Here is a 21,766-nt window from a genome sequence, read left to right on the forward strand (position 1 = left end):
TCCGGCCATGAGCGACCTCGCCGCCTGGGACCGGCTCGTGGACCTGCTGACCGACGACCCACGGGTCGCGCCGGAGGTGCGGCTCGCGCTGACCGACGCCGACGCCTATCTCGAGCGGCACGCCGAGCAGCTCGCGGACCGCGGCATCGACGAGGCGGGGGACGTGGAGGCGGTGCTGGCCCTGGTCGACGCGCTGGCCGCGGTCGGCGACCTGGCCCGTGTCGACTGGAAGGAGCCGTCGGAGTACCTGCTGGAGGTGGTGGGAGCGCTGCCGAGGGTGCGTGCCACCGGGATCGCGATCGACGGCGTGCTGCACCACGACGAAGTGTGCCCGGTGGTGGCGGCGGCGAACCGGCTGCTCGCACCGGCGGGTGTCGTCGTGGTCGTCGTCGAGGAGGGGACCGACGACTGCCCGCTGGTTGCGCTGCCGGTCGATCGCCACGCGGCAGTGGTGGCGGCAGGCGAGGCGGTCGACGTGTGGGTGAGGAAACCCGACTGAAGAAACTTCTCTCACCCCGGGAATGGAAGCGGACCACGGTCCGTTTAGACCTCCATGACTGACACCCAGAGCACCCGCGTCGCCGTCCTCGTCGGATCCCTGCGGGCCGACTCCCTCAACCGCAAGCTCGCCGAGATCCTGCGCGACGAGGCGCCCGCCGGCGTCACGCTGGACATCGTCGAGGGTCTCGACCAGGTCCCGTTCTACAACGAGGACCTCGACGGCGCGACCGCGCCGGCCGCCGCCGTCGCGCTGCGCGAGCGCGTCGCCTCCGCCGACCGCGTCCTGGCCGTCACCCCCGAGTACAACGGCACCATGCCGGCCGTCCTCAACAACGCCATCGACTGGATCTCGCGCCCCTACGGCGCCGGCGCCATGGTCGGCAAGCCGTTCGGCGTCATCGGCGCCACCCCCACGCCGTACGGCGGCAAGTGGGCCCACGGCGACACCGCCCGCTCCGCCGGCATCGCCGGTGCGATCGTGGTCGAGGACGTCACCGTCTCGCAGCCGGCCGTCGACGTCGACCCGACCACCGACCCCGAGGTCCGCGCCAAGCTGCTCGCCGCGCTCGGCACCCTGGTCGAGTTCGCCCCGGAGGTGAGCGCGGCCTGACCCCGCCCTCGCCCGACGCCGCTGCCGCACGCCCTCTGCGTGCGGCAGCGGCGTTTTGGCGAGCCGTCTTAGCAGTAACAGCGTGTGACAACAAGAGTTGATCTTCTGGTGACGCTTTGGCTGGATGGGACCGGCGGGAGGGCTCGGACCCCGTCGCATCCCCCCACCCCCTGCTCCCAGGAGAGAACATGACGCTGCTCCCGTGCCGTCGCTCCCGTGCCCGCCTCGCCGCCCTGGTCGCGGCGGTCGCCCTCCCCGCCGCCGCGCTGGTCCCGACCGCCCCGGTGGCCCACGCCGCCGACGAGCCGCACCCGTTCGAGGTCTTCCGCAACTGCCCCGCAGCGCAGATGCTGGCCGAGGCCGACGACGCCTCGACGTCCTGCGTGACCGCCGTGGTCACGGGTGGCACCTTCGTGATCGGCAACGGCACCGTCCCCGTGACCGCGCAGTCGGTGCTCTCGCTCGGCATCGCGAGCGTCGGCGCGGGGGAGAAGACCTTCGGCACGCCCGGCAAGGTCTTCACCTCCGGCCCGATGCAGGTCCCCGGAGGGCTGCTCGGCGTGCCCGGCCTCGAGCGGCTGCTGCCCGGTCTCACCGACGTGACCGCGACCGTCGAGCTCGCCACGACCGAGCTCCCGCAGATCGACATCCTGGCCTCGATCTACGGCGGCGAGGTGGTCGCCCTGCCCGTGAAGATCCGGCTCAAGAACGCCCTGCTCGGCACAAACTGCTACATCGGCTCCAATGCGAACCCGATCGTGCTGCACCTGGCCATGGAGAAGGCCGGGTCCTTCGAGTTCGTGCCGGTCGGCGAGGCCGGCAGCCTGATCCACGCCCGTGGGGGTGTCGTCGTCGACAGGTCCTTCGCCGTCCCGGCGGCCACCGGGTGCGGGGTGGGCGGGCTCCTCAACGGGGTCGTCAACTCCCGCCAGGGCCTGCCGTCGCCGGCCGGCAAGAACAGTGCGGTCCTCGACCAGGACGCCTACCTGGGCGGGCCGGCCTCCCAGGTCCTGGCCTTCCAGCAGGGCTGAGCACGATGGGTAGGGTCGGGTCGTGGCCGAACTCCACGACCTGACCGCCCTCGAGCAGGGGGCGCTGATCCGCTCCGGCGAGATCAGCCCCGTCGAGCTCACCGAGCACTACCTCGAACGCGCCGCGCGACTCCCGCAGGAGTACGTCGACGGCGCGTTCGTGCTCCGCGACCCGGATGCCGCGCGGCGCCGGGCCCGGGAGGTCGCCGCGGTCGGACCGGTCGGGGACGGCGCGTCCCCGCTGGCCGGCGTACCGACGGCGATCAAGGACCTCAACCTCACCCGCGGCGTACCGACCGCCTTCGGGTCGCCGGTGTTCGCGGGCTACGTCCCTGAGCTGTCCGACAGCGTGGCCCTGGCGATCGAGGACGCCGGGATGGTCAGCCTCGGGAAGACGAGCACGCCCGAGTTCGGATCGCCCTGCTACACCGAGCCAGAGGGCCGTCCGCCGGCCGTCACGCCGTGGGACACCACCCGGATGGCCGGCGGCTCCTCGGGTGGCGCGGCCTCGGCGGTGGCCGCCGGGCTGGTGCCCGTCGCCCAGGGCTCCGACGGCGGGGGCTCGATCCGCATCCCCGCCTCGTGCTGCGGCCTGGTCGGGCTCAAGCCCAGCCGTGGCCGGGTCAGCGGCTTCCCGATGTACGGCGACCCGATCGGGCTCGCCGTCTCCGGCCCGATCGCCCGCACGGTCGCGGATGCCGCCGCGCTGCTCGACGTGCTCGCGGGCCGTCGCGCGGGCGACCCCACGTGGGCGCCGGCTCCGGGCGGCACCTTCCTCGAGGCCGCCGGGCGCGAGCCCGGCCGGTTGCGGATCGCGCGCTTCGACCGGCCGGTCATCGCGGACGTCGAGGTGCACCCCGAGGTCCAGCAGGCGTACGACGACGCGTCGCGCCTGCTCGCCTCCCTCGGCCACGTGATCGAGGACGTGCAGGTGCCGCTGCCGCCTGAGGCCGTCGGCGTCTTCGAGACCTGCTGGGCGGTGCTCACCGCGCTGTCGACCGTCCCGCTCGAGCCGGCCCAGCGGGCGCAGGTCCGGCCGCTGACCCGGTGGCTGGGCGAGCGTGGCGAGGCGGTGTCGGGCCCGGAGTTCGGCCTGGCGATCGGGGCGATGCGCCGCCATGCCGCCGACGCGCTGGTCGCGCTGGCGCCGTACGACATCGTGCTCACGCCGACCCTCGCCAGCCCGCCGCTCCCGGTCGGCGCGATCCGCGACGACGCCGACCCGGCGGCCGACTTCGAGGCGCAGAAGCGCTTCACGCCGTGGACCTCCGCGTGGAACGTCACCGGCATGCCGGCCATCTCGCTGCCGCTGCACCAGACACCCGACGGACTCCCGGTCGGCGTCATGCTCGCCGCCCGGCCCGCCGAGGAGGAGCTGCTCCTCTCGCTGGCCGCACAGGTCGAGGCCGCGGCTCCGTGGAAGGACCGTCACCCACCCCTGTGGTGAGGCTGTGCTGAGGCTCAGCCGAACCAGGTCGACACCTGCTCCCGGAACCCGCCGGGAGCAAGGGATCCAGCGCCGTCGGGGATGACGGCGAGGACGGGTACGCCGGTCACCCGGGGCAGGTCCGTGCGGTTGCACGTCTCGGCGAGCCCGGGCTCGGACGGCCAGGCGCCGATCACCAGGCCCGCCGGCTCGACGCCGCGCGAGCGCAGCGCCGCGACGGTGAGCTCGGTGTGGTTGAGCGTGCCGAGCCCGGCCCGGGCGACGACGACCACCTCGGCGCCGAGCGCGACGGCGAGGTCGAGCAGGGTGCCCCCGTCGAGGTCGAGCCGGACCAGCAGCCCGCCGGCGCCCTCGACGATCACGACGTCGTACGACGCCGCGAGGTCGCGGATCCGCGCGGCGTGCTCGGCGACCGTCGGCAGGCTCTCGCCCTGGCGGCGCGCGGCGGTGTCGGGGGCCAGCGGCTCGTCGAGCGCGGCCAGCTGGACGGCCTCGCAGCCCGCGAGGGTGCGCACGGTGTCGACGTCGGGGACGTCCGGGTCGGCGCCGCCGACGCCGGTCTGCACCGGCTTGACGACGAGCACCCGCCCGGGCGTGGTCGCGGCGAGGGCCGCGGTGGCGACGGTCTTCCCGACCCCGGTGTCGGTGCCCGTCACCACGACGACCCGGGTCACTGGTGCTCCTTCACGAGCTCGACGAGGACCGCGACCGCGCGGTCCCATCGGTCCGCGGGAACCCCGGCCGTGACGGTGATCCGCAGCCGGGAGATGCCGTCGGGCACCGACGGCGGGCGGAAGCAGCCCACCCGCAACCCGGACTCGAGCGCGGCGGCCTGGGCGGCGACGGCGGCCTGTGGCGAGGACATCGGCACCGACAGGACGGCGCCGGCGGGGGCCACGACGCCGAGGGTGTCGGCGAGCGCAGAGACCCGCGTCCGCACGGTCGCGCCCAGCTCGGGGCGCGCCCGGATCGCCCGCAGTGCGGCCAACGCCCCCGCGGTCGGGGCCGGGGCGAGGCCGGTGTCGAAGATGAACGGCCGGGCCCGGTTGACCAGGTGCTCGCGCAGCGCGGGGGAGCCGAGGACCGCCCCGCCCTGGGCGCCGAGCGACTTCGACAAGGTGGCGGTGACGACGACGTGCGGGCGTCCGGCGAGGCCGAGCGTGGCCACGAGCCCCGGCCCGTGGACCCCGACGGCGTGCGCCTCGTCGACGACCAGGAGGGCGTCGTACTGCTCGCAGAGGGCGCTCAGCTCGACCAGCGGCGCCGCGTCGCCGAGCACGGAGTAGACCGACTCGACGAGCACCATCGCCCGCTCTCCGGCTTCCGCTGCAGCGGTGAGACCGGCCCGGACGGCGTCGACGTCGCTGTGCGGTACGACGCTCAGCCGGGACCGCGAGAGCCGGACCCCGTCGATGAGCGAGGCATGGACGTGGGCGTCCGAGAGCACCCGGGTCGTGCGGTCAGCGAGTGCCGCCACGACGGCCAGGTTGGCGTGGTAGCCGGTCGAGAACACCAGGGCCGCGGGCTGCCCGAGGTAGTCGGCGAGCTCCCGCTCCAGCTCCTCGTGCAGCGCGAAGGTGCCGGTGACCAGGCGCGAGGCGCTGGCGCTGGATCCCCACGTCCATGCGGCGTCCGCGGCCGCCCGCCGTACGTCGGGGTCCCGGGCCAGGCCGAGGTAGTCGTTGCCGGCCAGGTCGATCGTGCTGTCGTCGGCCGCCCGCGCCCGCAGGCGCCGGGTGAGGCCGGCGGCCTCGCGCTCCTCGGCCTGCGCCGCGAGCCAGCTCTCCCAGCTGCTCGGGTCCCGGGTCATCCTGCCTTCACCGCCTCCGCGATGCCGCTGACGATCCGGTCGATCGCGTCCGGTCCGGCGACGTACGGCGGCATCGCGTACACCAGGTCGCGGAACGGTCGCAGCCACACGCCCGCGGCGAGCGCCGCGTCGGTCGCGGCGACCACGTCGACGGGGTGGTCGAGCTGGACGACGCCGACGGCGCCGATCGTGCGGACGTCGACGACGCCCGGGAGCGAGCGCAGGGGAGCGAGCCCGGTCGTGAGCCGCTCGCCGATCGCGGTGACCGTCGCCGCCCAGTCCGAGGAGAGCAGCAGGTCGATCGACGCGCTCGCGACCGCGCAGGCCAGCGGGTTGCCCATGAACGTCGGGCCGTGCATGACGACGCCCGCCTCGCTGCCGGAGATCCCGCGGGCGACCGCGTCGGTGGTGAGGACGGCGGCGAGGGTGAGGTACCCGCCGGTCAGCGCTTTGCCCAAGCACAGCACGTCGGGGGTCACCAGCTCGCTGACGAACAGGTGGCCGGTGCGGCCGAAGCCGGTGGCGATCTCGTCGAACACCAGCAGCAGGCCGTGCTCGTCGGCGACCTCGCGCAGCACCCGCAGGCACTCCACCGGGTAGGGCCACATGCCACCCGCACCCTGCAGCAGCGGCTCCACGATGATGCCGGCGAGCTCGCGCGCGTGGCGGGCGGCGAGGTCGCGCACCGCGTCGGCCCAGTGGGCGATCGCGGCCGGAGCGGCGTCGTACGACGGCGGCCGGGGCGCGAAGACCTGCTCCGGCAGCAGCCCCGCCCACAGCGAGTGCATCCCGCCGACCGGGTCGGTGACGCTCATGCAGTCGAAGGTGTCACCGTGGTAGCCACCGAGGACGGTGAGCATCCGGGTGCGCCCAGAGGGGTGATCAGTGCGGCCGGCACCGCGCTGGTACTGCAGCACCATCTTCATCGCGACCTCGACGCTCACCGAGCCCGAGTCGGCCAGGAAGACCCGCTCCAGCGGCTCGGGGGTGATCTCGACGAGGCGCCGGCCCAGCTCCACCGCGGGCTCGTGGGTGAGGCCGCCGAACATGACGTGACTGAACCGACCGGCCTGCTCGGCGACGGCGGCGTCGAGCACGGGGTGCCGGTAGCCGTGGATCGCCGACCACCACGACGACATCGCGTCGACCACCCAGCGGCCGTCGACCTCGAGCTCGCAGCCGCGGGCGGCCGTGACCAGCCGGACCGGGGTCGGCTCGGTCATCGACGTGTAGGGGTGCCAGAGGTGCTCGCGGTCGAAGGCGAGCAGGTCGACGGCCTCGGAGACGGTCATCGCTCAGGCGTTGGCCGGGACCTCGGTGCCCGCACCACGGGTGCGGATCTGCGGCCCGCAGGCACCGCCGGACGCACACCCGCCGCACGCGTCGCCGCAGCCGTGCGCCGCGACCGGGCGGTCGTGGGCCGCGATCAGCTCGTCGAACGCGTCGGCGTCGAGGCCGAGGATCGTGAAGCCGTTGTCGCGCAGCATCTCCAGGTCGGCCTTGGCGTCCTGGCCCTCGGAGGTGAGGTAGTCGCCGAGGAAGATCGAGTTCGCGACCTGCAGCGCCGTGGCCTGCAGGGTGCGCAGGTGCATCTCGCGCCCGCCGGCGATGCGGATCTCCTTGTCGGGGCACACGAAGCGCGCCATGGCCAGGATCTTCACGCAGCGGAGGGGGGAGAGCTCCCAGGTGTTCTCGTACGGCGTTCCGTCGAACGGCATCAGGAAGTTCACCGGGATCGAGTCGGTGTCCAGTGCCTTCAACGCGAACAGCGCCTCGACCAGCTGCTCGTCGGTCTCGCCGAGACCCGCGATCAGGCCCGAGCACGGTGACAGGCCGGCGTCCTTGGCCTTGCCGATGGTGTCCACGCGGTCGTCGTACGTGTGCGTCTGGACGATGTTGTCGTGGTGCGACTCGGCGGTGTTGATGTTGTGGTTGTAGGCGTCGACGCCCGCCGCCTTCAGCCGCGCGGCCTGCCCGTCCTTGAGCAGGCCGAGGCAGGCGCAGACCTCGACGCCGTCGTACTCGTCCTTGAGGGCCTCGGTCATCTCGACGACCTTGTCGATGTCGCGCTCGGACGGACCGCGGCCCGAGGACACCATGCAGACCCGGGTCGCGCCGCCGCGCAGCCCGGCGCCGGCCTGCTTGAGGGTCTCCTCCTTGGAGAGCCAGGAGTACTTGAGGATCGGCGCCTCCGAGCCCATCGCCTGCGAGCAGTAGTTGCAGTTCTCGGGGCACAGGCCGGACTTGAGGTTGACCAGGTAGTTGACCTTGACCGTGTTGCCGAAGTGCGCGCGCCGCAGCCGCCCGCCGGCGGCCACGACGTCCATCAGGTTGCTGTCGGGCGCCTGGAGTACGGCGAGCGCGTCGGCCTCGGTGGCCGCGCCCCCGCCGAGGATGCGGGTGGCGAGCTCGTCGAAGTTGGTGGTCATGGTGCTCCTCGTGCGGTCCTGGGTGCCGAACTGAACGGTGTTCAGGTTGCTCAGGATAGCCGGGATCCGCGGCTTTGTGGAGAGGCGACCAAGCTGGCCGGTCGAGATCACTCGTCGCCGAGGCCGCGCGCGTGCAGCGCGTCCCCGGTGGCCCGGGCGTGCGCGACGACGCGGATCACGAGCGGCGTGAGATAGGCGCGAGGGTTCCGTTCGAGTCCCCGCGCCCGCGCGGCGTCGCGGGTCTCGCCGGCGATGGCGAGGGTGAGCGGGATGCCGCGGATCATCAGCGAGAACGCGAGCGCGACCAGCTCCGGGTTGACCCCGAAGCGGCGGAACGGCCCCAGCCAGCGGGTGATCGCATCGACCATCCGCTCGACGGAGGTGGTCGTGGTGAACACGGTCGCGAGCAGCAGGAGTGCCACCAGGGCGCCCACGACGACGAAGGCGTGCTCGGCACCCCTCTGCCAGGTCTGGTACGCCGCCAGCAGGGTCATCGCGACCACGACGCCACGCAGCGCGCGCACCGCCCGGCCCAGCCGGACGCCGGCGACCACGCAGCACAGCGCCGCCAGCACGAGCAGCCCGGCCGTCGTCGGGACACCCCGGAACGCCACCGCGACCACGCTGAGCACCAGCAGGCCGAGCAGCTTCGCGCCGACCGGCAGCCGGTGGAAGACGGACCTGCCCGGCTGGTAGTCGCCGAGCGGGCCGGCGGTCACCCGGCGCTCGCGCGGTAGTGGGCGACGACCTCGGCGGGCGCACCGTCCGCGACGACGGTGCCGTCCTCGACCAGCAGCGCCCGGTCGCAGTGCAGCGCCAGGTCGAGGTCGTGGGTCGCGAGCACCAGCTGCTGCGGGAGGCCGAACAGCAGGTCGCCGATCAGCCGGGCGTTGCGCAGGTCGAGCAGCGTGGTCGGCTCGTCGGCGACCAGGATCGCGGGGTCGGTGGCGAGCACGCCGGCCAGCGCGAGCAGCTGCCGCTGGCCGCCGGAGAGGGTGTGCACACTGCGGTCGGCCAGCTCCTCGAGCCCGTACGACGCCAGCACCGCCCGCGCGGCTACGGCCCGCTCCTCGCGCCCGCGCACCTGGTGGCGCAACGACAGCGCGACGTCCTCCACGACGGTCGGCATGACCAGCTGGGCGCTGGGGTCGGTGAACACGAACCCGACCCGGCGTCGCACCTCCCGGCCCTTCTTCGCGACATCGAGCCCGTCGACGGTGACGCGGCCGGAGGTGGGCTCGACCAGTCCGTTGACCAGCCGGGCGAGGGTCGACTTGCCCGAGCCGTTGGGGCCGATCAGCGCGATCCGCTGCTCGGTGAGGTCGAGCGAGGTCTCCCGCACGACGGTGACCTCGGGGACCGGTCCTCCGGGCGTCGCGGCCCGGACCACGACCCGGTCGAGCTCGACCCGGCTCACGCCGCGGAGGTCTCCTCGACCTCGGCGGGGCGCCTGCGGGCGGCGAGGTCGGGGAACGCCTTGTGCACGGCGGTCGCGACCAGCGCCATCACGACGTTCTTGGCGATGTCGCCGGGGAAGTAGGCGGCGTCGAAGCTGAACGCCTCCTTGAGGCTGAGGTCCGCACGCCAGGCGAGGTTGAGCGGCCCGAGGGTGTGCACGACGAGGAAGCTGCTGAGCAGGCCGCAGGTGAACACGAACGCGAACTGCGTGGCGTTGTTGCGGTTGCGGTAGACGAGGAAGCCGCACAGCGCGGCCGCGATCGGGAACGCGACGAGGTAGCCGGCGGTCACGCCGCTGTAGTGCGAGATGCCGGACGCGCCGCCGGAGTAGATCGGCAGCACCAGGCCGGCGACCAGGTAGAGCACCACGCACAGGAATCCGCGCACCGGCCCGAGGACGGCGCCCGCGAGCAGCACGCCGAAGGTCTGCAGCGAGTACGGCACGCCGATGCCGGTCTTGATGTCCGGCAGGATGGCACACACCGCGATGAGCGCGGCGAAGCCGGCGATCAGGGCGACGTCGGTGGTGGGGGTACGGCGATTCATCGGGTCACTCTCGGTTCCGGGGGAGCGCGGCAGCGCGCAGTTGAACGGTGTTCAGGTTAGGCTGGCGCTCGCACCCGGGTCAACGCGGCCCGGGGGACGAGACGAGGAGAGCCAGGGTGCGCTACCGGAGGGACGACGTGGTCGCGCGCGCGATCGAGGTGCTCGACGCCCACGGCCTCGACGCGCTCTCCATGCGGCGCCTCGCCGGCGACCTCGGCGTCCAGCCCGGCGCGCTCTACCACCACTTCACCAACAAGGACGCGCTGCTGGCGGCGATCGCCGACGAGATCCTGCGCCGCGGCCGCCGCCCCGCCGAGATCATGGCCTGGGACGCCGAGGTCCAGCTGCTCTGCCTCGGCCTGCGCGACGCGATGCGCCGCCACCGCGACGGCGCGGTCCTCATCGCCCGGGTCAACCGCGCCGACGCCGAGGGCCTGGAGCGGCCGCTGCGCGCGGCGCTGGAGCGCGCCGGGGCCGACACCGGCCTCGCCCGGATCGCAGCCCGCACCCTGCTCCGGTACGTCCTGTCCCACGAGGACGACTCCGACTCCGACTTCGCCCTCGGCCTGGAGCTCGTGCTCGACGGCCTGCGCCGGCGGCTCAGCCCGTCCGCGTGAAGGTGATGCTCGCGGGCGTCTGAGGGCCCCGGTCGAGGGCGTCCTTGCTGCAGCCCCAGCAGTTCTGCTGGACGACGACGCGTCGGCCGTCGACGTCGAGGATCCACCAGTGGCCGGTGTAGGGGGCGGGGCCGCTGACGGCGGTGTCGGGGTTGCCGGGGAGCTGGATGGCGCTGCCGTCGCACTTGGTGTCGTCGTAGCCGGCGGGGATGCGGGCTTCGAGGTAGGTGCCGTGTGCGCCGCCGAGGTCGACGGGTTGCGGGGGCGAGACCTGGTAGGCCGGCAGTGTGGTGAGGGCTTGGACGAGGTCGTCGACCGTGGGTCCGGTGGGGACGATGGTCTGGTCGGTGCAGGGGTCGCGGGGGACGCCGTACTGGTCGCCGGCGAGCTCGGTCTTGAGGATGAAGCTGTCGGTGGCGAGGAAGAGGCCGTCGTCGTGGGCGGAGGTGTCGGTGGGGAGGTCGACGTCGAAGGCGAGGGAGTCGTCGAGCGGGATGCGGTAGCGGCCTGCTGCGAGGCTAACGGGGTTCTCGTCCGGCCCGTGTGGCGGCAGCGGGAGCACGCCCGCCGGCAGGTCGGAGGGCGAGGTCGGCGGTGCCTTCGCCGGCTGGATGGCACCGCCGTGGTCATCGACGGTCGACACGACGATGCCTCCGCCGACGAGGAGGAGTGCGGTCACCGCGCCGACCGCGATCCCGGTGCGGCGCTGTCGTCGGCGCGCGGTGCTCACCAACGAGTCGAAGTCGGGCGGCACCACACGCTGCGCGAGGTCTCGGAGCGGTTCCCAGTCAGCCATGGCTCGGCTCCTCCTTGTCCGTCAACAGCACACCGAGCCGCTGTCGTCCTCTGCCCAGTCGTGACTTCACGGTGCCCTCCGGAACCTGCAGCTGCTCGGCGATCTCCGCCACCGAGAGGTCGGCGAGGTGGTGCAGCACCACCACCTCGCGCTGGGCCGGGTCCAGGAGCGCGAGCGCACTGACCAGTGCGACGTGCTCAGGACCGACCGCGACCGCCGGCTCGGGGCCGCGGTCCAGGGCCTGGTGTCGGCGTACCACCGCGAGGTGGCGCCAGCCGCGGTGCAGCCGGCGTAGTGCGACGGTACGGATCCATGCTTCGGGGTTGTCGACCGAGCGCAGCGTCCTGCGCTTGCGGATCGCGGTGATGAACGCGTCCTGCACGGCGTCCTCCGCGTCGGTGAGATCACCGCAGATCGCGTACATCTGGACGACGAGCCGGCGGTACGACGCGGCGTACAGCGCGTCGATGTCCTCCGCCTGCTCCGTACCGTCCATCAGCGCCTCCACCATCTCGCTCAACCGTCCCGCATCACGGGGCCGGTGTGAAGGTGATGCTCTGCGGCGCCTCGGGGGCGCGGGCGAACTCCTTCTTGCTGCAGCCCCAGCAGTTCTGCTGGACGACGACGCGTCGGCCGTCGACGTCGAGGATCCACCAGTGGCCGGTGTAGGGGGCGGGGCCGCTGACGGCGGTGTCGGGGTTGCCGGGGAGCTGGATGGCGCTGCCGTCGCACTTGGTGTCGTCGTAGCCGGCGGGGATGCGGGCTTCGAGGTAGGTGCCGTGCGCGCCGCCGAGGTCGACGGGTTGCGGGGGCGAGACCTGGTAGGCCGGCAGTGTGGTGAGGGCTTGGACGAGGTCGTCGACCGTGGGTCCGGTGGGGACGATGGTCTGGTCGGTGCAGGGGTCGCGGGGGACGCCGTACTGGTCGCCGGCGAGCTCGGTCTTGAGGATGAAGCTGTCGGTGGCGAGGAAGAGGCCGTCGTCGTGGGCGGAGGTGTCGGTGGGGAGGTCGACGTCGAAGGCGAGGGAGTCGTCGAGCGGGATGCGGTAGCGGCCTGCTGCGAGACTCACGGAGTCCTCGCCCGGCCCGCGCGCGGGGAGCGCGAGGATCCCCTCCGGAAGGTCGGCGGCAGGAGCCGAGGATCGATCGGCGGCCACGGACGGACCATCCTGCTGGGTCGCCTCCGCGGGCTCGTCGTCGGAGCAGCCGGCGGCCAGCGGCAGGAGAGCCGCGGCGAGGGCCACGCGGGCCGCGATCGTTCGTGATGACATCGAGGTCTCCTCGGTGGAAGGTGGCGGACGCCGAGTCGCCCCTGATGCACCCACGAGGTCCGAGTCCGCCACCGGGTTCCCGGCGCGCGCGGGTCTTTGCCCGGCCGTCGTCGTACGCCGCTCGTTATCGTGGCCGTAACGACGAGGAGGCAGAGTGGACGACATGGCACCGAAGACCCAGAAGCCCGTGACGGTCGTGCTCTTCGGCGCGACGGGAGACCTCGCCCGCCGCAAGCTGCTGCCGGGGATGCTGCACCTGTTCGAGACCGGGCTGCTGCCCCAGCTGCAGATCATCGGTACGTCGCTCGACGAGCACACCACCGAGTCCTTCGTGCAGTTCGTGCACGAGGCGGTCCAGGAGTTCTCCGGCGACGACGGCGACATGGCGGCCTGGCCGGAGTTCGCGAAGCTGCTGCACTGGGCCCCCGGCAGCGAGGGGCCGGCGGGCCTGCGTGCCGCGGTCGAGAAGGCCGAGTCCGAGTGGTCGGGGGACCGGGTCCGGCTGCACTACCTGAGCGTCCCGCCGAAGGCCGCGCTGTCGGTGGTGAAGACCCTCGACGACGCCGGCCTGGCCGAGGGCAGCCGGATCATCATGGAGAAGCCGTTCGGGGTCGACCTCGCCTCGGCGAAGGCGCTCAACGCCGAGCTGCACAAGACCTTCGACGAGTCGCAGATCTACCGGATCGACCACTTCCTCGGGAAGGAGGCCGCGCAGAACATCCTCGCCTTCCGCTTCGCCAACGGCCTGTTCGAGCCGATCTGGCACCGCAACAACATCGACCACGTGCAGATCGACGTGCCCGAGGAGCTCGGGCTCGAGCAGCGCGCCAACTTCTACGAGTCCACCGGCGCCTACAAGGACATGGTGGTCACCCACCTGTTCCAGGTCCTCGCGTTCACCGCGATGGAGCCGCCCACGTCGCTGCACCCCGACGCGATCCGCGAGGAGAAGAACAAGGTCTTCCGCTCGATGATGCCGATCGACCCGGCGAACGTCGTACGCGGTCAGTACCAGGGCTACCGTGACATCGAGGGCGTGGCGCCCGAGTCGGAGACCGAGACCTTCATCGCGCTCAAGTGCTTCGTCGACAACTGGCGCTGGGCCGGCGTCCCGTTCTACCTGCGCACCGGCAAGCGGATGGCCGAGGGTGCCCGGATCATCTCGATCGCGTTCAAGGAGCCGCCGCGCTCGATGTTCCCGAAGAACTCCGGCGTCGGCGACCACGGCCCCGACCACCTGACCTTCGACCTGGCCGACAAGGCCAAGATGTCGCTGTCCTTCTACGGAAAGCGGCCCGGTCCGGGCATGAAGCTCGACAAGCTCTCGATGCAGTTCGCGATGGGCGACACCACCTGGGCCGGCTCCGTGCTCGAGGCCTACGAGCGGCTGATCTACGACGCCGCGCGCGGCGACCAGACCCTGTTCACCTCCGCCGAGGGCATCGAGCGGCTGTGGGAGGTCTCCGAGCCGCTGCTCGAGAATCCGCCCGTCGTCCGGCCCTACCGGCAGGGCAGCTGGGGCCCGAACCAGATCCACCAGCTGGTGGCGCCGTACGCCTGGCGGCTGCCGTTCGAGCGGCAGTGGCGCAACCCCAACGCCATGGGCGGCTGACCCGGCTAGCGCACGACCACGTCGCTGTAGCCGACCGGCCCGCCGAGCAGGTCGCGCCGGGAGACCGGCGTGCGGCCGTCGACGTCGCTCACCCCGAGCTCGCTCGCCAGCTCGGCACCGATCAGCGCCCGCCCGGTCTTCTCCCGCTTGACTCCGGCCGGGCCGCCGGCGAGCGCCGCGATCACCCGCCCGGTCAGCTCAGGGTGCTCCATGATCGGCAGCGAGGCGGCGTACAGGTCCGGGTCGGCGTCGACGACCCGCATCGTCCGCTCGGTGCGCAGCAGCCCCGGCCACAGGGCCACGACGCTGACCCCGGTGTCGGCCAGGTCGACGGCCATGTCGTGGGTCATCTTGTCGACGCCCGCCTTCACCGCGCCGTACGCCGGACCGTGCAGGTAGCAGACCGCGCCGAAGCCGGAGATGTTGACGACCAGCGGTGCCCGCTGCGCCGACTCCAGCAGCAGGGGAGTGGCGTGCCAGGTCGTCGTGTACGTCGAGCGCAGCCCGACGTCGAACATCATCACCGCGTCGAGCGGCTTCTCCCAGAACCCGCCGCCCGCGGTGACCTCGTCGGGTACGGCGAACGCGTTGTTGACCAGCAGGTCCAGGTGTCCCTGCTCGCGCCGTACCTGCTCGACGAGGGCCGCGACCGCCCCGTCGTCGCGGTGGTCGCACGCCACCGCCACCCCGGTCCCACCGCGCTCGGTGACCTGCTCGGCGGTCTCGCCGATGGTGCCGCCGAGGTCGTGTGACCCGGGTGCGACGCTGCGGCCGGTGACGTAGACGGTGTAGCCGGCCTCGCCCAGGGCGAGGGCGATCCCCTTGCCCAGCCCACGGCTGGCTCCGGTGACGACGGCGACGCGGCGGTCCTGCTGCTGTGGCACTGCTGGGCTCCTAGATGACACCGGCACGGCGCAGCGAGGCTACCCGGTCCTCGGCGTACCCGAGCTCGGCGAGCACCGCTTCGGTGTCCGCGCCGACCTCGGGCGCGCGCCGGGGCGGGCGGCGCTGCTCGCCGACGACGTTGACCGGTGTCGGCAGCAGGTCGGCGCCGTGCTCGGCCGCGGGCCACCAGGGCATGCGGTGCGCGAACTGGGGGTCGCGGCCGATCCCGGCGGCGTCGTTGACCGGCGCGATGGGGCAGTCGATCGCCAGCCCGAGCTCGACCCAGTCCGCGGTGGTCCGGGTCGCGAAGAGTGCGCGCAGCTCGGCACGCAGGTCCCGGTCGCCGGTCGCGTGGTCGCCGTACTGCTGGCCCTCGCGTCCCTCGAAGAGATCGAGCCGGTCGCAGGCGACGCAGAAGTTGCGCCAGAACTCCTGCTCGGACGCCTGGAAGAGGACGTGCCCGTCGGCGGAGCGGTAGTACTGGTAGCGCACCGCCTCCTCCATGCCGCCCGGACCCGGCCGCCGCCGGGCCCCACCGTCGGCCGGGTTGCCGGTCACCTCGGGCTCCGGCCGCTCGTAGGCCCGGTGCCCCTCGATCGGCAGCCAGTTGCTGAAGGCGGCCGCGTCGCTCTGGGAGATGTCGAGGTGGCACCCGACGCCGGTACGACGGGCGCGGAGCACGGCGGACACCGCCGCGAGCGCTCCCCACAGCGGGCCGACCTTGGTCCCGGTGCCCGTGTGCTCGGGGATGTAGGTGAACCCCTGCTCGTCGACGGCCGGCGCGGCGAGGCCGGCCCACGCGTCGAAGCCGACGCCGTGCGACGGCAGGTCGCGGTAGGGCCCGTCGATGCCGAACCCGGACAGCGAGCAGAGCACGATCGCCGGGTTGACCCCGCGAAGCCGGTCGAAGCCGAGGCCGCGGCGCTCCAGGGCGCCGGGCCGCATGCCCTCGACCACGATGTCGGCCCCGGCGACGAGGTCGAGGAACACCTCGGGGCCGCCCGGCGAGCGCAGGTCGAGGCGGATCGACCGCTTGCCGCGGTTGACGTGCCAGTGCAGCAGCGAGCTCCCCTCGACGATCGGCCAGCCGAGCCGGCGGATGTAGTCGCCGCCCGGGGGTTCGACCTTGATGACCTCGGCGCCGAGGTCGCCGAGGGTCATGCCCAGGGCGCCGGGCTCCAGCAGCGTGCACTCGACGACGCGGATGCCGTCGAGCAGGGGTGGGTGGGTCACGGAGGATTCCTCTCGAGGGTCAGGGCTGGCGGCCGGTGCGCAGGGGCGACTTCGGAGCGGCGCACAGCAGGGTGCGTCGGTCGGACAGGACGAGGCCGGCGGTGCGCTCGCGCCACCGGTCGACGGCGGGATCGTGGTCGAGGAGCTCCTCGACCTGCGCCCAGTGGTCCCAGTCCGGGACCGACCACACGACGATCACCTCGCTGTCGGAGACCATCGCGGTCCGGTAGGCGCCGGTGAGCCGGAGTCCCGCGGCGAGCGCTGTGTCCAGCCATTGGTCGGCCAGGAGCGAGAGGTACTCGCGCGCTGATCCCCGTGCTACCGCCACCACCTCGTGGAGGTGGCAGGCGGCGGGCGGCAGGTCCGCGCACAGTGCCTCGATGCTCGGGCTGTAGTCGGCCGGCAGCAGGATGCGGTCGCGCCCGCCGGAGCGGAGCTCGGCGGCCGCGGACCACCACCTGGCCAGCGTGGGGTCCTGGAGCGAGTCGTGCGAGAGCTCGTGGGCGAAGTTGGCCGCGAGTCCCTTCCAGCCGTCCAGCTCCCACATGTTGACGACGCTCGGCCAGCGGCCGGTGCTGCCGACCGTCGCCCAGACCCCGAAGCAGCGCATCCCGCGCTCGGCGCGCGCGGCGGCGTCCCAGCCCGACGTCATGTGCTCCATGTAGTCGGCGCGGCGGGCCCCGATGATGTCGATCTCCTCGTGGATGTAGATCGCGCTCACCGGGCGGCTACTTGGCGAGGTTGGCGTCGATGACCTCGTCCTCGGTGAGCGGGTCGGAGTAGACCAGCACGCCGTCCTGCCGGGCGTAGGTCGCCTGGTAGCGGTCGGTGAGGCCGTCCGGGTAGGCCAGGTCGGGCGGGAAGACGAGCTCGGGCAGCTTGTCGAGCTGGTCGTCGGAGATCTCGAGCTGCTTCACCAGCGCGGCGCGGACCTCGGGGTCGTCGTGGTAGGCGCCCTGGAGGTGATCGGCGACGACGCTGCGCATGCCGGCCAGGAGGCGCTTGCCCTTGTCCCGGTCCTTCTCCAGCAGGTTGGGGCCGAAGAGCACCGCGCCCATGGTGATGTCCTCCGGCTGGCCGAACGCGAAGGCGAGGTCGGCGGACTTCTCCGCCTCGAGCCACACCGGGTCGGAGAGCCAGCCGGCCTTGACCGCGCCGCTCTCGAGGGCGACGAGGATGTCCGTGGCACCCATCGTCTGGAACTCCACGTCACTCGCGGAGATGCCGCTGCGCTCGAGCTCCTCCTCCAGCACCATCGAGACCGGCGCACCGGCGCCGACGGCGGTCGCGACGGTCTGGCCGCGCAGCTTCGCGGGGTCGAAGGTGCCGTTCGGTGCGAGGTCCTTGCTGACCCACAGGCCGGATCGGCTGTTCGGCGGCGGGAACATGCCGGGTGCCACGATCTTGATGGGCGAGCCGCCGGACACCGCGTTGAAGAAGGCCGCGCTCGGCGCGCTGAACACGGCGTCCACCTCGCCGGTGGCGAGCAGGACCATCGCGTCGCTGGGTGCGGCGGTGACGATCTCGACGTCGATGTCCTGGTCGGCATAGCTTCCGAGCTCCATGCCGACCAACAGCGGCGCGAAGGCCTCGAGCTTGGCGGAGATGGCGACCTTGACGGTCTTCTTGTCGGCGGCGTCGTCCGACGAGCCGCAGGCGGCGAGCAGGACGCTGCCGAGGAGCCCGGCGAGGAGCAGGGCGAGCTTTCGGGTCAACACGTGGGTTCCTTTGCTGGGGTCGTGGTGGGGTGGCGCGGTCACCGGCGGTTCGCCGGCTGCGCCCAGGGGAGGAGCCGCCGTCCTAGGGCGGTCACCAAGGTCGTGCAGAGCAACCCGAGAAGAGCGATGACGCAGATGCCGACGTACATCGGCCGGGCCTGGAAGAGCGACCAGCTGTGCCAGATCCGGAAGCCGACGCCGCTGTTGCCCTGGACGAACTCGGCGCCGACGATGACGAGGATGGCGACGCCCACCGAGAGCCGCAGGGCGACGAACAGCTGCGGGAGGAAGGCCGGCCACAGCACGTGGCGGAACATGTCCCAGCGGCTCGCGCCGAAGGCGCGGGCCGCCTCGCGGTAGCCCTCCGGGATGGCGGTCACGCCGGCCATGCAGGTGATCCACGTGGGGAAGAAGACGGACAGCGCGACCAGCAGGACGAGGGGCGTCTCGCCGAGCCCGAAGATCAGCAGGAGCAGTGGCAGGAGCGCGAGCTTCGGCACGGTGTAGAGCGCCGAGAGGAACGGGTCGAGCGCCGCGCGGACGAGTCCGGACAGCCCGAGCGCGAGGCCGGCCCCGGCACCGGCCGCAGAACCGGCGACGAACCCGACCACCACGCGGCGCAGGGTCGCGCCGAGGTCGTCGAGCAGCACGCCACTGCGGATCATCTCGCCGGCGGTCGACAGGATCATCGTCGGTGCGGGGAAGAAGCGCACCGGGATGGCGTCCGTGCGCGCCGCGACCTCCCAGGCGACGAGCACGACCATCGGCGTCAGTACGGCGAGCGACCGCTCCAGCCGCCGGCGCCGGCGGGCCGTCCGGACCGGGTCGATCTCCGCGGCCGTCGGCCGGACCGCCACCGTGGCGCTCACGAGGCCCTCCCGCCCTCGAAGGTGCGGGAGACCTCGTCGCGCAGGAGTGACCAGAGCTGCTGCTCCAGGGCCGCGAACGCGGGCTCGCCCCGGGTCTCGGCCGAGCGCGGCCGGTCGAGCGGCACGGGGAGATCGGCGAGGATCCGGCCCGGACGGGCGGACATGACGACGACACGGTCGCCGAGCAGGATGGCCTCCTCCAGGCTGTGGGTCACGAAGACGACCGTGCGCCGGTCGCTCTGCCACAGCGCGAGGAGCTCCTCCTGGAGCACGGTGCGCAGCTGGGCGTCGAGCGCCGCGAACGGCTCGTCGAGCAGGAGCACCTCGGGCTCGACGGCGAGCGCCCGGGCGATGGAGACGCGCTGGCGCATGCCGCCCGAGAGGGTCGCCGGGAAGGCGTCGGCGAAGTCGGCCAGGCCCAGGCGGGACAGCCACGTGTCGACGGTCCGGGTCGCCTGGGCACGCGGCACGCCCGCGACGTCGAGGCCGAACCGGACGTTGGCCCGCACCGACTTCCACGGGAAGATCCCGTAGTCCTGGAACACCATCGCCGTCGGCGTGCGGCCGGTGGCCTCGTGGTGGACCAGGACCTCGCCCTCACTGGGTCGGTGGAGCCCGGCCATCATCCGCAGCAGGGTCGACTTGCCGCAGCCGGACGGCCCGACCAGGCAGACGAACTCGCCCTGGCGCACCGTGAGGTCGACGCCGTCGAGGGCGACGACGGCGTCACGGGTGCCGTACCTCTTGCCGACGCCGCGCACCTCGATAGCGGCGGTGCCCGTCGTGGCGGGCTCGGTGGTGGGGGACAAGGTGGCTCCTGGGATGTTCATGCGACGGCTCCGGCGTTCTGGTGCTGGTCGGGGATCGAGGCGAGTGCGTCGACGGCGACGACGCGCTCGGGCAGGACGATGAGCGGATTGATGTCGAGCTCGGTGACGACCCCGTCGGCGGCCAGGCGCTGCACGGCCATGACGACGTCGACGAGCGGCTCCAGGTCGACCGGCGGTGAGCCGCGGAACCCGGTGAGCAGGGCCGATCCGGTGAGGTTCGCGATCATCCGGTGCACCTCGGACCGGTCGAAAGGCGGAACCCGGAAGGACACGTCGCGGTAGATCTCCACCGCCACCCCGCCGACGCCGAGCATCACGGTCGGACCGAACACCGGGTCGGGAGCGATGCCGACGACCATCTCGACGCCGCCGTCGACCTGCTCACTGACCAGGACGCCGGCGAGCTCGCTGTCAGGGAGATCCGCGACGATCCGCTCGAAGTCGGCGACGACGGCGCGTCCCGCCACGGCATCGGTGATCCCGAGCCGGACCAGCCCGAGGTCGGACTTGTGGGCGAGCCCGTCGACCACCGCCTTGAGCACGACGGCGCCGCCGTGGCGCTCGATCGCCCGGGCCACCTCGTCGGCGTCCGCGCACAGCACGTCGCGCGAGACCGGTACGCCGTGCTCGGCGAGCAGGCTCTTCGCGTCGAGCTCGGTGAGCTGGCGCCCGGCAGCGGCGTCGGTCCGCGGCGGGTCGGGGACCTCGGGCAGCTCGTGTGCCCGTTGCCGGAACTCGAGGTGGTCGGCGAGCGCGCGGATCGCGGCGACGCAGTTGCCGAACGTGCGGAAGACGGGGAGCCGGGAGCCGAGCAGCACCCGGCGGTAGGCGTCCTCGGTGCCGGAGGGGGATCCCCAGATGACGCAGATCGGCTTGTCGGTCGTCTCGGCGACGGCGACCAGGTCGGCGACGAGCGTGTCGCTCATCGGCGGGAAGGCGCCGGTGATGGGGACGACCAGGATGCCGACGGCGGGGTCGGCCAGGATCGTCTCGAGGATGCGCCGGCCGCGCCAGTCGCCCACCGGGTGGCCACCGTTGTCGACGGGGTTGCTCACCCGCAGGTAGTCGGGGATCCACTGGCGCAGCGTGGTGACGGTCTCCGGGCTGAGCTCGGGGAGCTCGAGCCCGGCCGCGCCGAGCAGGTCGGCCATGTGGGCACTCGTCCCGCCGCTGATCGCGTAGACGCAGACGCCCGCGTGCGGCGGGTCGCCGGCCCGGGCGAAGAGGGCCGCGGTGTCGAGGAGCTCGTCGAGCCCGTCGACCCTGGCGACGCCGTACTGGCGCAGCACGGCCGACGCAACGTCGTCCGCGCCGGCCAGGTGCCCGGTGTGCGACATCGCCCAGGAGCGACCGAGCTCGGTCCGGCCCACCTTGACCGCGACCAGCGGGACGCCGCGGCGGGCGGCGGCGCGGGCGGCCCGCCGGAACGCCGTCCCGTCGGCGAAGCCCTCGAGGTAGAGCGCGATCGCGCCGGTGTCCTCCTCGTGTGCGAAGTAGTCGACGAAGTGTGCGGCGTTCAGGTCGGCCTCGTTGCCGGTCGGCGCCCAGTGGCTGAACCGGATGCCCAGCTCCTGCCCCTGGAAGACGGGGCGGCCCTGGTGGCCGCTCTGGGTGATGAGCGCGATCGGCCGCCCGGGCAGGTCGGTGCGGAACTCCTCGAAGAGGTTCATGTTGGTGTTCGGCCCGAGCGCGCGGACGCCGGCCGCCCGCAGCGAGCGGACCAGCTCGGCCTGCCGCTGCTCGCCGGCCGGGCCGGTCTCGGCGTACCCGGCCGCGAAGAGGACCACGAAGCCCACCCCCTTCGCGGCGATGCCGGGCAGCACCGAGTCGACGTCGCCGATGAGCACGATCGCGACGTCGACCTTGCCGGGGACGTCCTCGACGCTGCGGTAGGCGGTCATGCCGTCGATGACCTCGCGGCGGGGGTGGACGGGCACCGCCTCGGCGCCGACGCGCGCGGCCCACGCGGCGACCCGGCGCCAGTTGAGGGTCGTCGGCCGCCCCTCGGCGTTCGAGGCCCCGATCACCGCCACCCGCTCGGGTCGGAACAGGGCGTCGAGGTCGACGCTCGCGCGGTCGATGTGGTCCATCCAACACTCCTTG

Annotated in this window: 23 protein-coding genes; 6 read left to right on the forward strand and 17 right to left on the reverse strand. The window is 72.9% G+C overall.

Annotated features, from left to right (window positions below; translation table 11 throughout):
• Positions 1 to 7: 7 nt before the first annotated feature.
• The 4 genes from QI633_RS07675 (at position 8) to QI633_RS07690 (ending at position 3,589) form a co-directional block, all read left to right on the forward strand.
• The gene (locus tag QI633_RS07675; protein ID WP_282428585.1) at positions 8 to 499 is read left to right on the forward strand and encodes a hypothetical protein; all 492 of its coding nucleotides are present in this window, start codon (positions 8 to 10) and stop codon (positions 497 to 499) included.
• A 54-nt stretch (positions 500 to 553) separates the two neighbouring features.
• Positions 554 to 1,111, forward strand: a complete 558-nt coding sequence (locus QI633_RS07680; RefSeq protein WP_141799676.1) for an NAD(P)H-dependent oxidoreductase — start codon at positions 554 to 556, stop codon at positions 1,109 to 1,111.
• Between the two features lie 188 nt (positions 1,112 to 1,299).
• Positions 1,300 to 2,142, forward strand: coding sequence for a hypothetical protein (locus QI633_RS07685; protein WP_282428586.1), 843 nt, complete (start codon positions 1,300 to 1,302; stop codon positions 2,140 to 2,142).
• Between the two features lie 22 nt (positions 2,143 to 2,164).
• The gene (locus QI633_RS07690; protein ID WP_282428587.1) at positions 2,165 to 3,589 is read left to right on the forward strand and encodes an amidase; all 1,425 of its coding nucleotides are present in this window, start codon (positions 2,165 to 2,167) and stop codon (positions 3,587 to 3,589) included.
• 14 nt (positions 3,590 to 3,603) lie between these two features.
• Here QI633_RS07690 and bioD read toward each other — a convergent pair whose 3' ends face one another.
• The 7 genes from bioD to QI633_RS07725 form a co-directional block, all read right to left on the reverse strand.
• On the reverse strand, positions 3,604 to 4,263 hold the full coding sequence (gene bioD, locus QI633_RS07695) for a dethiobiotin synthase (protein ID WP_260806093.1): 660 nt from the start codon (positions 4,261 to 4,263) through the stop codon (positions 3,604 to 3,606).
• Positions 4,260 to 5,399 (reverse strand): 8-amino-7-oxononanoate synthase, encoded by a 1,140-nt coding sequence (locus QI633_RS07700; RefSeq protein WP_282428588.1) that lies wholly within the window; start codon positions 5,397 to 5,399, stop codon positions 4,260 to 4,262. Before QI633_RS07700 ends, bioD begins: the two co-directional genes overlap by 4 nt.
• Positions 5,396 to 6,691, reverse strand: a complete 1,296-nt coding sequence (locus QI633_RS07705; RefSeq protein ID WP_141799671.1) for an adenosylmethionine--8-amino-7-oxononanoate transaminase — start codon at positions 6,689 to 6,691, stop codon at positions 5,396 to 5,398. The genes QI633_RS07700 and QI633_RS07705 overlap by 4 nt, the downstream gene beginning before the upstream one ends.
• Before the next feature lie 3 nt (positions 6,692 to 6,694).
• Positions 6,695 to 7,828, reverse strand: coding sequence for a biotin synthase BioB (gene bioB, locus QI633_RS07710; protein WP_141799670.1), 1,134 nt, complete (start codon positions 7,826 to 7,828; stop codon positions 6,695 to 6,697).
• Positions 7,829 to 7,935: 107 nt separating this feature from the next.
• Entirely contained in the window at positions 7,936 to 8,547 is a 612-nt protein-coding gene (locus QI633_RS07715; RefSeq protein ID WP_141799669.1) for an energy-coupling factor transporter transmembrane component T, read from the reverse strand.
• The gene (locus QI633_RS07720; RefSeq protein ID WP_282428589.1) at positions 8,544 to 9,245 is read right to left on the reverse strand and encodes an ABC transporter ATP-binding protein; all 702 of its coding nucleotides are present in this window, start codon (positions 9,243 to 9,245) and stop codon (positions 8,544 to 8,546) included. The genes QI633_RS07715 and QI633_RS07720 overlap by 4 nt, the downstream gene beginning before the upstream one ends.
• On the reverse strand, positions 9,242 to 9,832 hold the full coding sequence (locus QI633_RS07725) for a biotin transporter BioY (protein WP_282428590.1): 591 nt from the start codon (positions 9,830 to 9,832) through the stop codon (positions 9,242 to 9,244). Before QI633_RS07725 ends, QI633_RS07720 begins: the two co-directional genes overlap by 4 nt.
• Positions 9,833 to 9,948: 116 nt before the next feature.
• Between QI633_RS07725 and QI633_RS07730 the strand changes: the two genes are divergently transcribed.
• Positions 9,949 to 10,449: a TetR family transcriptional regulator gene (locus tag QI633_RS07730; RefSeq protein WP_141799666.1), complete on the forward strand. Its 501-nt coding sequence runs from the start codon at positions 9,949 to 9,951 to the stop codon at positions 10,447 to 10,449.
• On the opposite strand, the gene QI633_RS07735 is transcribed toward QI633_RS07730, so the two are convergent.
• Genes QI633_RS07735 through QI633_RS07745 form a run of 3 tightly spaced genes read right to left on the reverse strand, consistent with a single transcriptional unit; the run spans position 10,433 to position 12,516 of the window.
• On the reverse strand, positions 10,433 to 11,245 hold the full coding sequence (locus QI633_RS07735) for a hypothetical protein (RefSeq protein WP_282428591.1): 813 nt from the start codon (positions 11,243 to 11,245) through the stop codon (positions 10,433 to 10,435). The two genes, QI633_RS07730 and QI633_RS07735, sit on opposite strands and share 17 nt — an antisense overlap.
• Positions 11,238 to 11,756: a sigma-70 family RNA polymerase sigma factor gene (locus QI633_RS07740; protein WP_260806593.1), complete on the reverse strand. Its 519-nt coding sequence runs from the start codon at positions 11,754 to 11,756 to the stop codon at positions 11,238 to 11,240. The genes QI633_RS07735 and QI633_RS07740 overlap by 8 nt, the downstream gene beginning before the upstream one ends.
• Before the next feature lie 19 nt (positions 11,757 to 11,775).
• Positions 11,776 to 12,516 carry a hypothetical protein gene (locus QI633_RS07745; RefSeq protein WP_141799664.1) on the reverse strand — a complete coding sequence of 247 codons (741 nt, stop codon included), beginning with the start codon at positions 12,514 to 12,516 and terminating at the stop codon, positions 11,776 to 11,778.
• A 163-nt stretch (positions 12,517 to 12,679) separates the two neighbouring features.
• Between QI633_RS07745 and zwf the strand changes: the two genes are divergently transcribed.
• Positions 12,680 to 14,128, forward strand: coding sequence for a glucose-6-phosphate dehydrogenase (gene zwf, locus QI633_RS07750; protein WP_141799663.1), 1,449 nt, complete (start codon positions 12,680 to 12,682; stop codon positions 14,126 to 14,128).
• A 5-nt stretch (positions 14,129 to 14,133) separates the two neighbouring features.
• On the opposite strand, the gene QI633_RS07755 is transcribed toward zwf, so the two are convergent.
• The 7 genes from QI633_RS07755 to QI633_RS07785 are packed head-to-tail and all read right to left on the reverse strand — an operon-like array spanning position 14,134 to position 21,753.
• Positions 14,134 to 15,012 (reverse strand): SDR family NAD(P)-dependent oxidoreductase, encoded by an 879-nt coding sequence (locus tag QI633_RS07755; RefSeq protein WP_141799662.1) that lies wholly within the window; start codon positions 15,010 to 15,012, stop codon positions 14,134 to 14,136.
• Between the two features lie 10 nt (positions 15,013 to 15,022).
• Positions 15,023 to 16,246 carry a CoA transferase gene (locus QI633_RS07760; RefSeq protein WP_141799661.1) on the reverse strand — a complete coding sequence of 408 codons (1,224 nt, stop codon included), beginning with the start codon at positions 16,244 to 16,246 and terminating at the stop codon, positions 15,023 to 15,025.
• 19 nt (positions 16,247 to 16,265) lie between these two features.
• Entirely contained in the window at positions 16,266 to 16,967 is a 702-nt protein-coding gene (locus tag QI633_RS07765) for an NIPSNAP family containing protein (protein WP_141799660.1), read from the reverse strand.
• Between the two features lie 7 nt (positions 16,968 to 16,974).
• Positions 16,975 to 17,964 carry an ABC transporter substrate-binding protein gene (locus tag QI633_RS07770; protein ID WP_141799659.1) on the reverse strand — a complete coding sequence of 330 codons (990 nt, stop codon included), beginning with the start codon at positions 17,962 to 17,964 and terminating at the stop codon, positions 16,975 to 16,977.
• A 38-nt stretch (positions 17,965 to 18,002) separates the two neighbouring features.
• Complete coding sequence (locus QI633_RS07775) at positions 18,003 to 18,833, reverse strand: ABC transporter permease (RefSeq protein WP_222117886.1); 831 nt, start codon at positions 18,831 to 18,833, stop codon at positions 18,003 to 18,005.
• On the reverse strand, positions 18,830 to 19,642 hold the full coding sequence (locus QI633_RS07780) for an ABC transporter ATP-binding protein (protein WP_260806092.1): 813 nt from the start codon (positions 19,640 to 19,642) through the stop codon (positions 18,830 to 18,832). The genes QI633_RS07775 and QI633_RS07780 overlap by 4 nt, the downstream gene beginning before the upstream one ends.
• A 17-nt stretch (positions 19,643 to 19,659) precedes the next feature.
• Positions 19,660 to 21,753 (reverse strand): acetate--CoA ligase family protein, encoded by a 2,094-nt coding sequence (locus tag QI633_RS07785; RefSeq protein ID WP_282428592.1) that lies wholly within the window; start codon positions 21,751 to 21,753, stop codon positions 19,660 to 19,662.
• Positions 21,754 to 21,766: the final 13 nt, after the last annotated feature.

It is taken from the genome of Nocardioides sp. QY071 (genome assembly GCF_029961765.1).
Classification (GTDB): Bacteria; Actinomycetota; Actinomycetes; order Propionibacteriales; family Nocardioidaceae; genus Nocardioides.

Coding starts and splice junctions, on each gene's coding strand:
- QI633_RS07675 (WP_282428585.1), top strand. CDS start 8: ATGAGCGACCTCGCCGCCTGGGACCGGCTCGTGGACCTGCTGACCGAC.
- QI633_RS07680 (WP_141799676.1), top strand. CDS start 554: ATGACTGACACCCAGAGCACCCGCGTCGCCGTCCTCGTCGGATCCCTG.
- QI633_RS07685 (WP_282428586.1), top strand. CDS start 1,300: ATGACGCTGCTCCCGTGCCGTCGCTCCCGTGCCCGCCTCGCCGCCCTG.
- QI633_RS07700 (WP_282428588.1), bottom strand. CDS start 5,399: ATGACCCGGGACCCGAGCAGCTGGGAGAGCTGGCTCGCGGCGCAGGCC.
- QI633_RS07705 (WP_141799671.1), bottom strand. CDS start 6,691: ATGACCGTCTCCGAGGCCGTCGACCTGCTCGCCTTCGACCGCGAGCAC.
- bioB (WP_141799670.1), bottom strand. CDS start 7,828: ATGACCACCAACTTCGACGAGCTCGCCACCCGCATCCTCGGCGGGGGC.
- QI633_RS07725 (WP_282428590.1), bottom strand. CDS start 9,832: ATGAATCGCCGTACCCCCACCACCGACGTCGCCCTGATCGCCGGCTTC.
- QI633_RS07735 (WP_282428591.1), bottom strand. CDS start 11,245: ATGGCTGACTGGGAACCGCTCCGAGACCTCGCGCAGCGTGTGGTGCCG.
- QI633_RS07740 (WP_260806593.1), bottom strand. CDS start 11,756: ATGGTGGAGGCGCTGATGGACGGTACGGAGCAGGCGGAGGACATCGAC.
- QI633_RS07745 (WP_141799664.1), bottom strand. CDS start 12,516: ATGTCATCACGAACGATCGCGGCCCGCGTGGCCCTCGCCGCGGCTCTC.
- zwf (WP_141799663.1), top strand. CDS start 12,680: ATGGCACCGAAGACCCAGAAGCCCGTGACGGTCGTGCTCTTCGGCGCG.
- QI633_RS07785 (WP_282428592.1), bottom strand. CDS start 21,753: ATGGACCACATCGACCGCGCGAGCGTCGACCTCGACGCCCTGTTCCGA.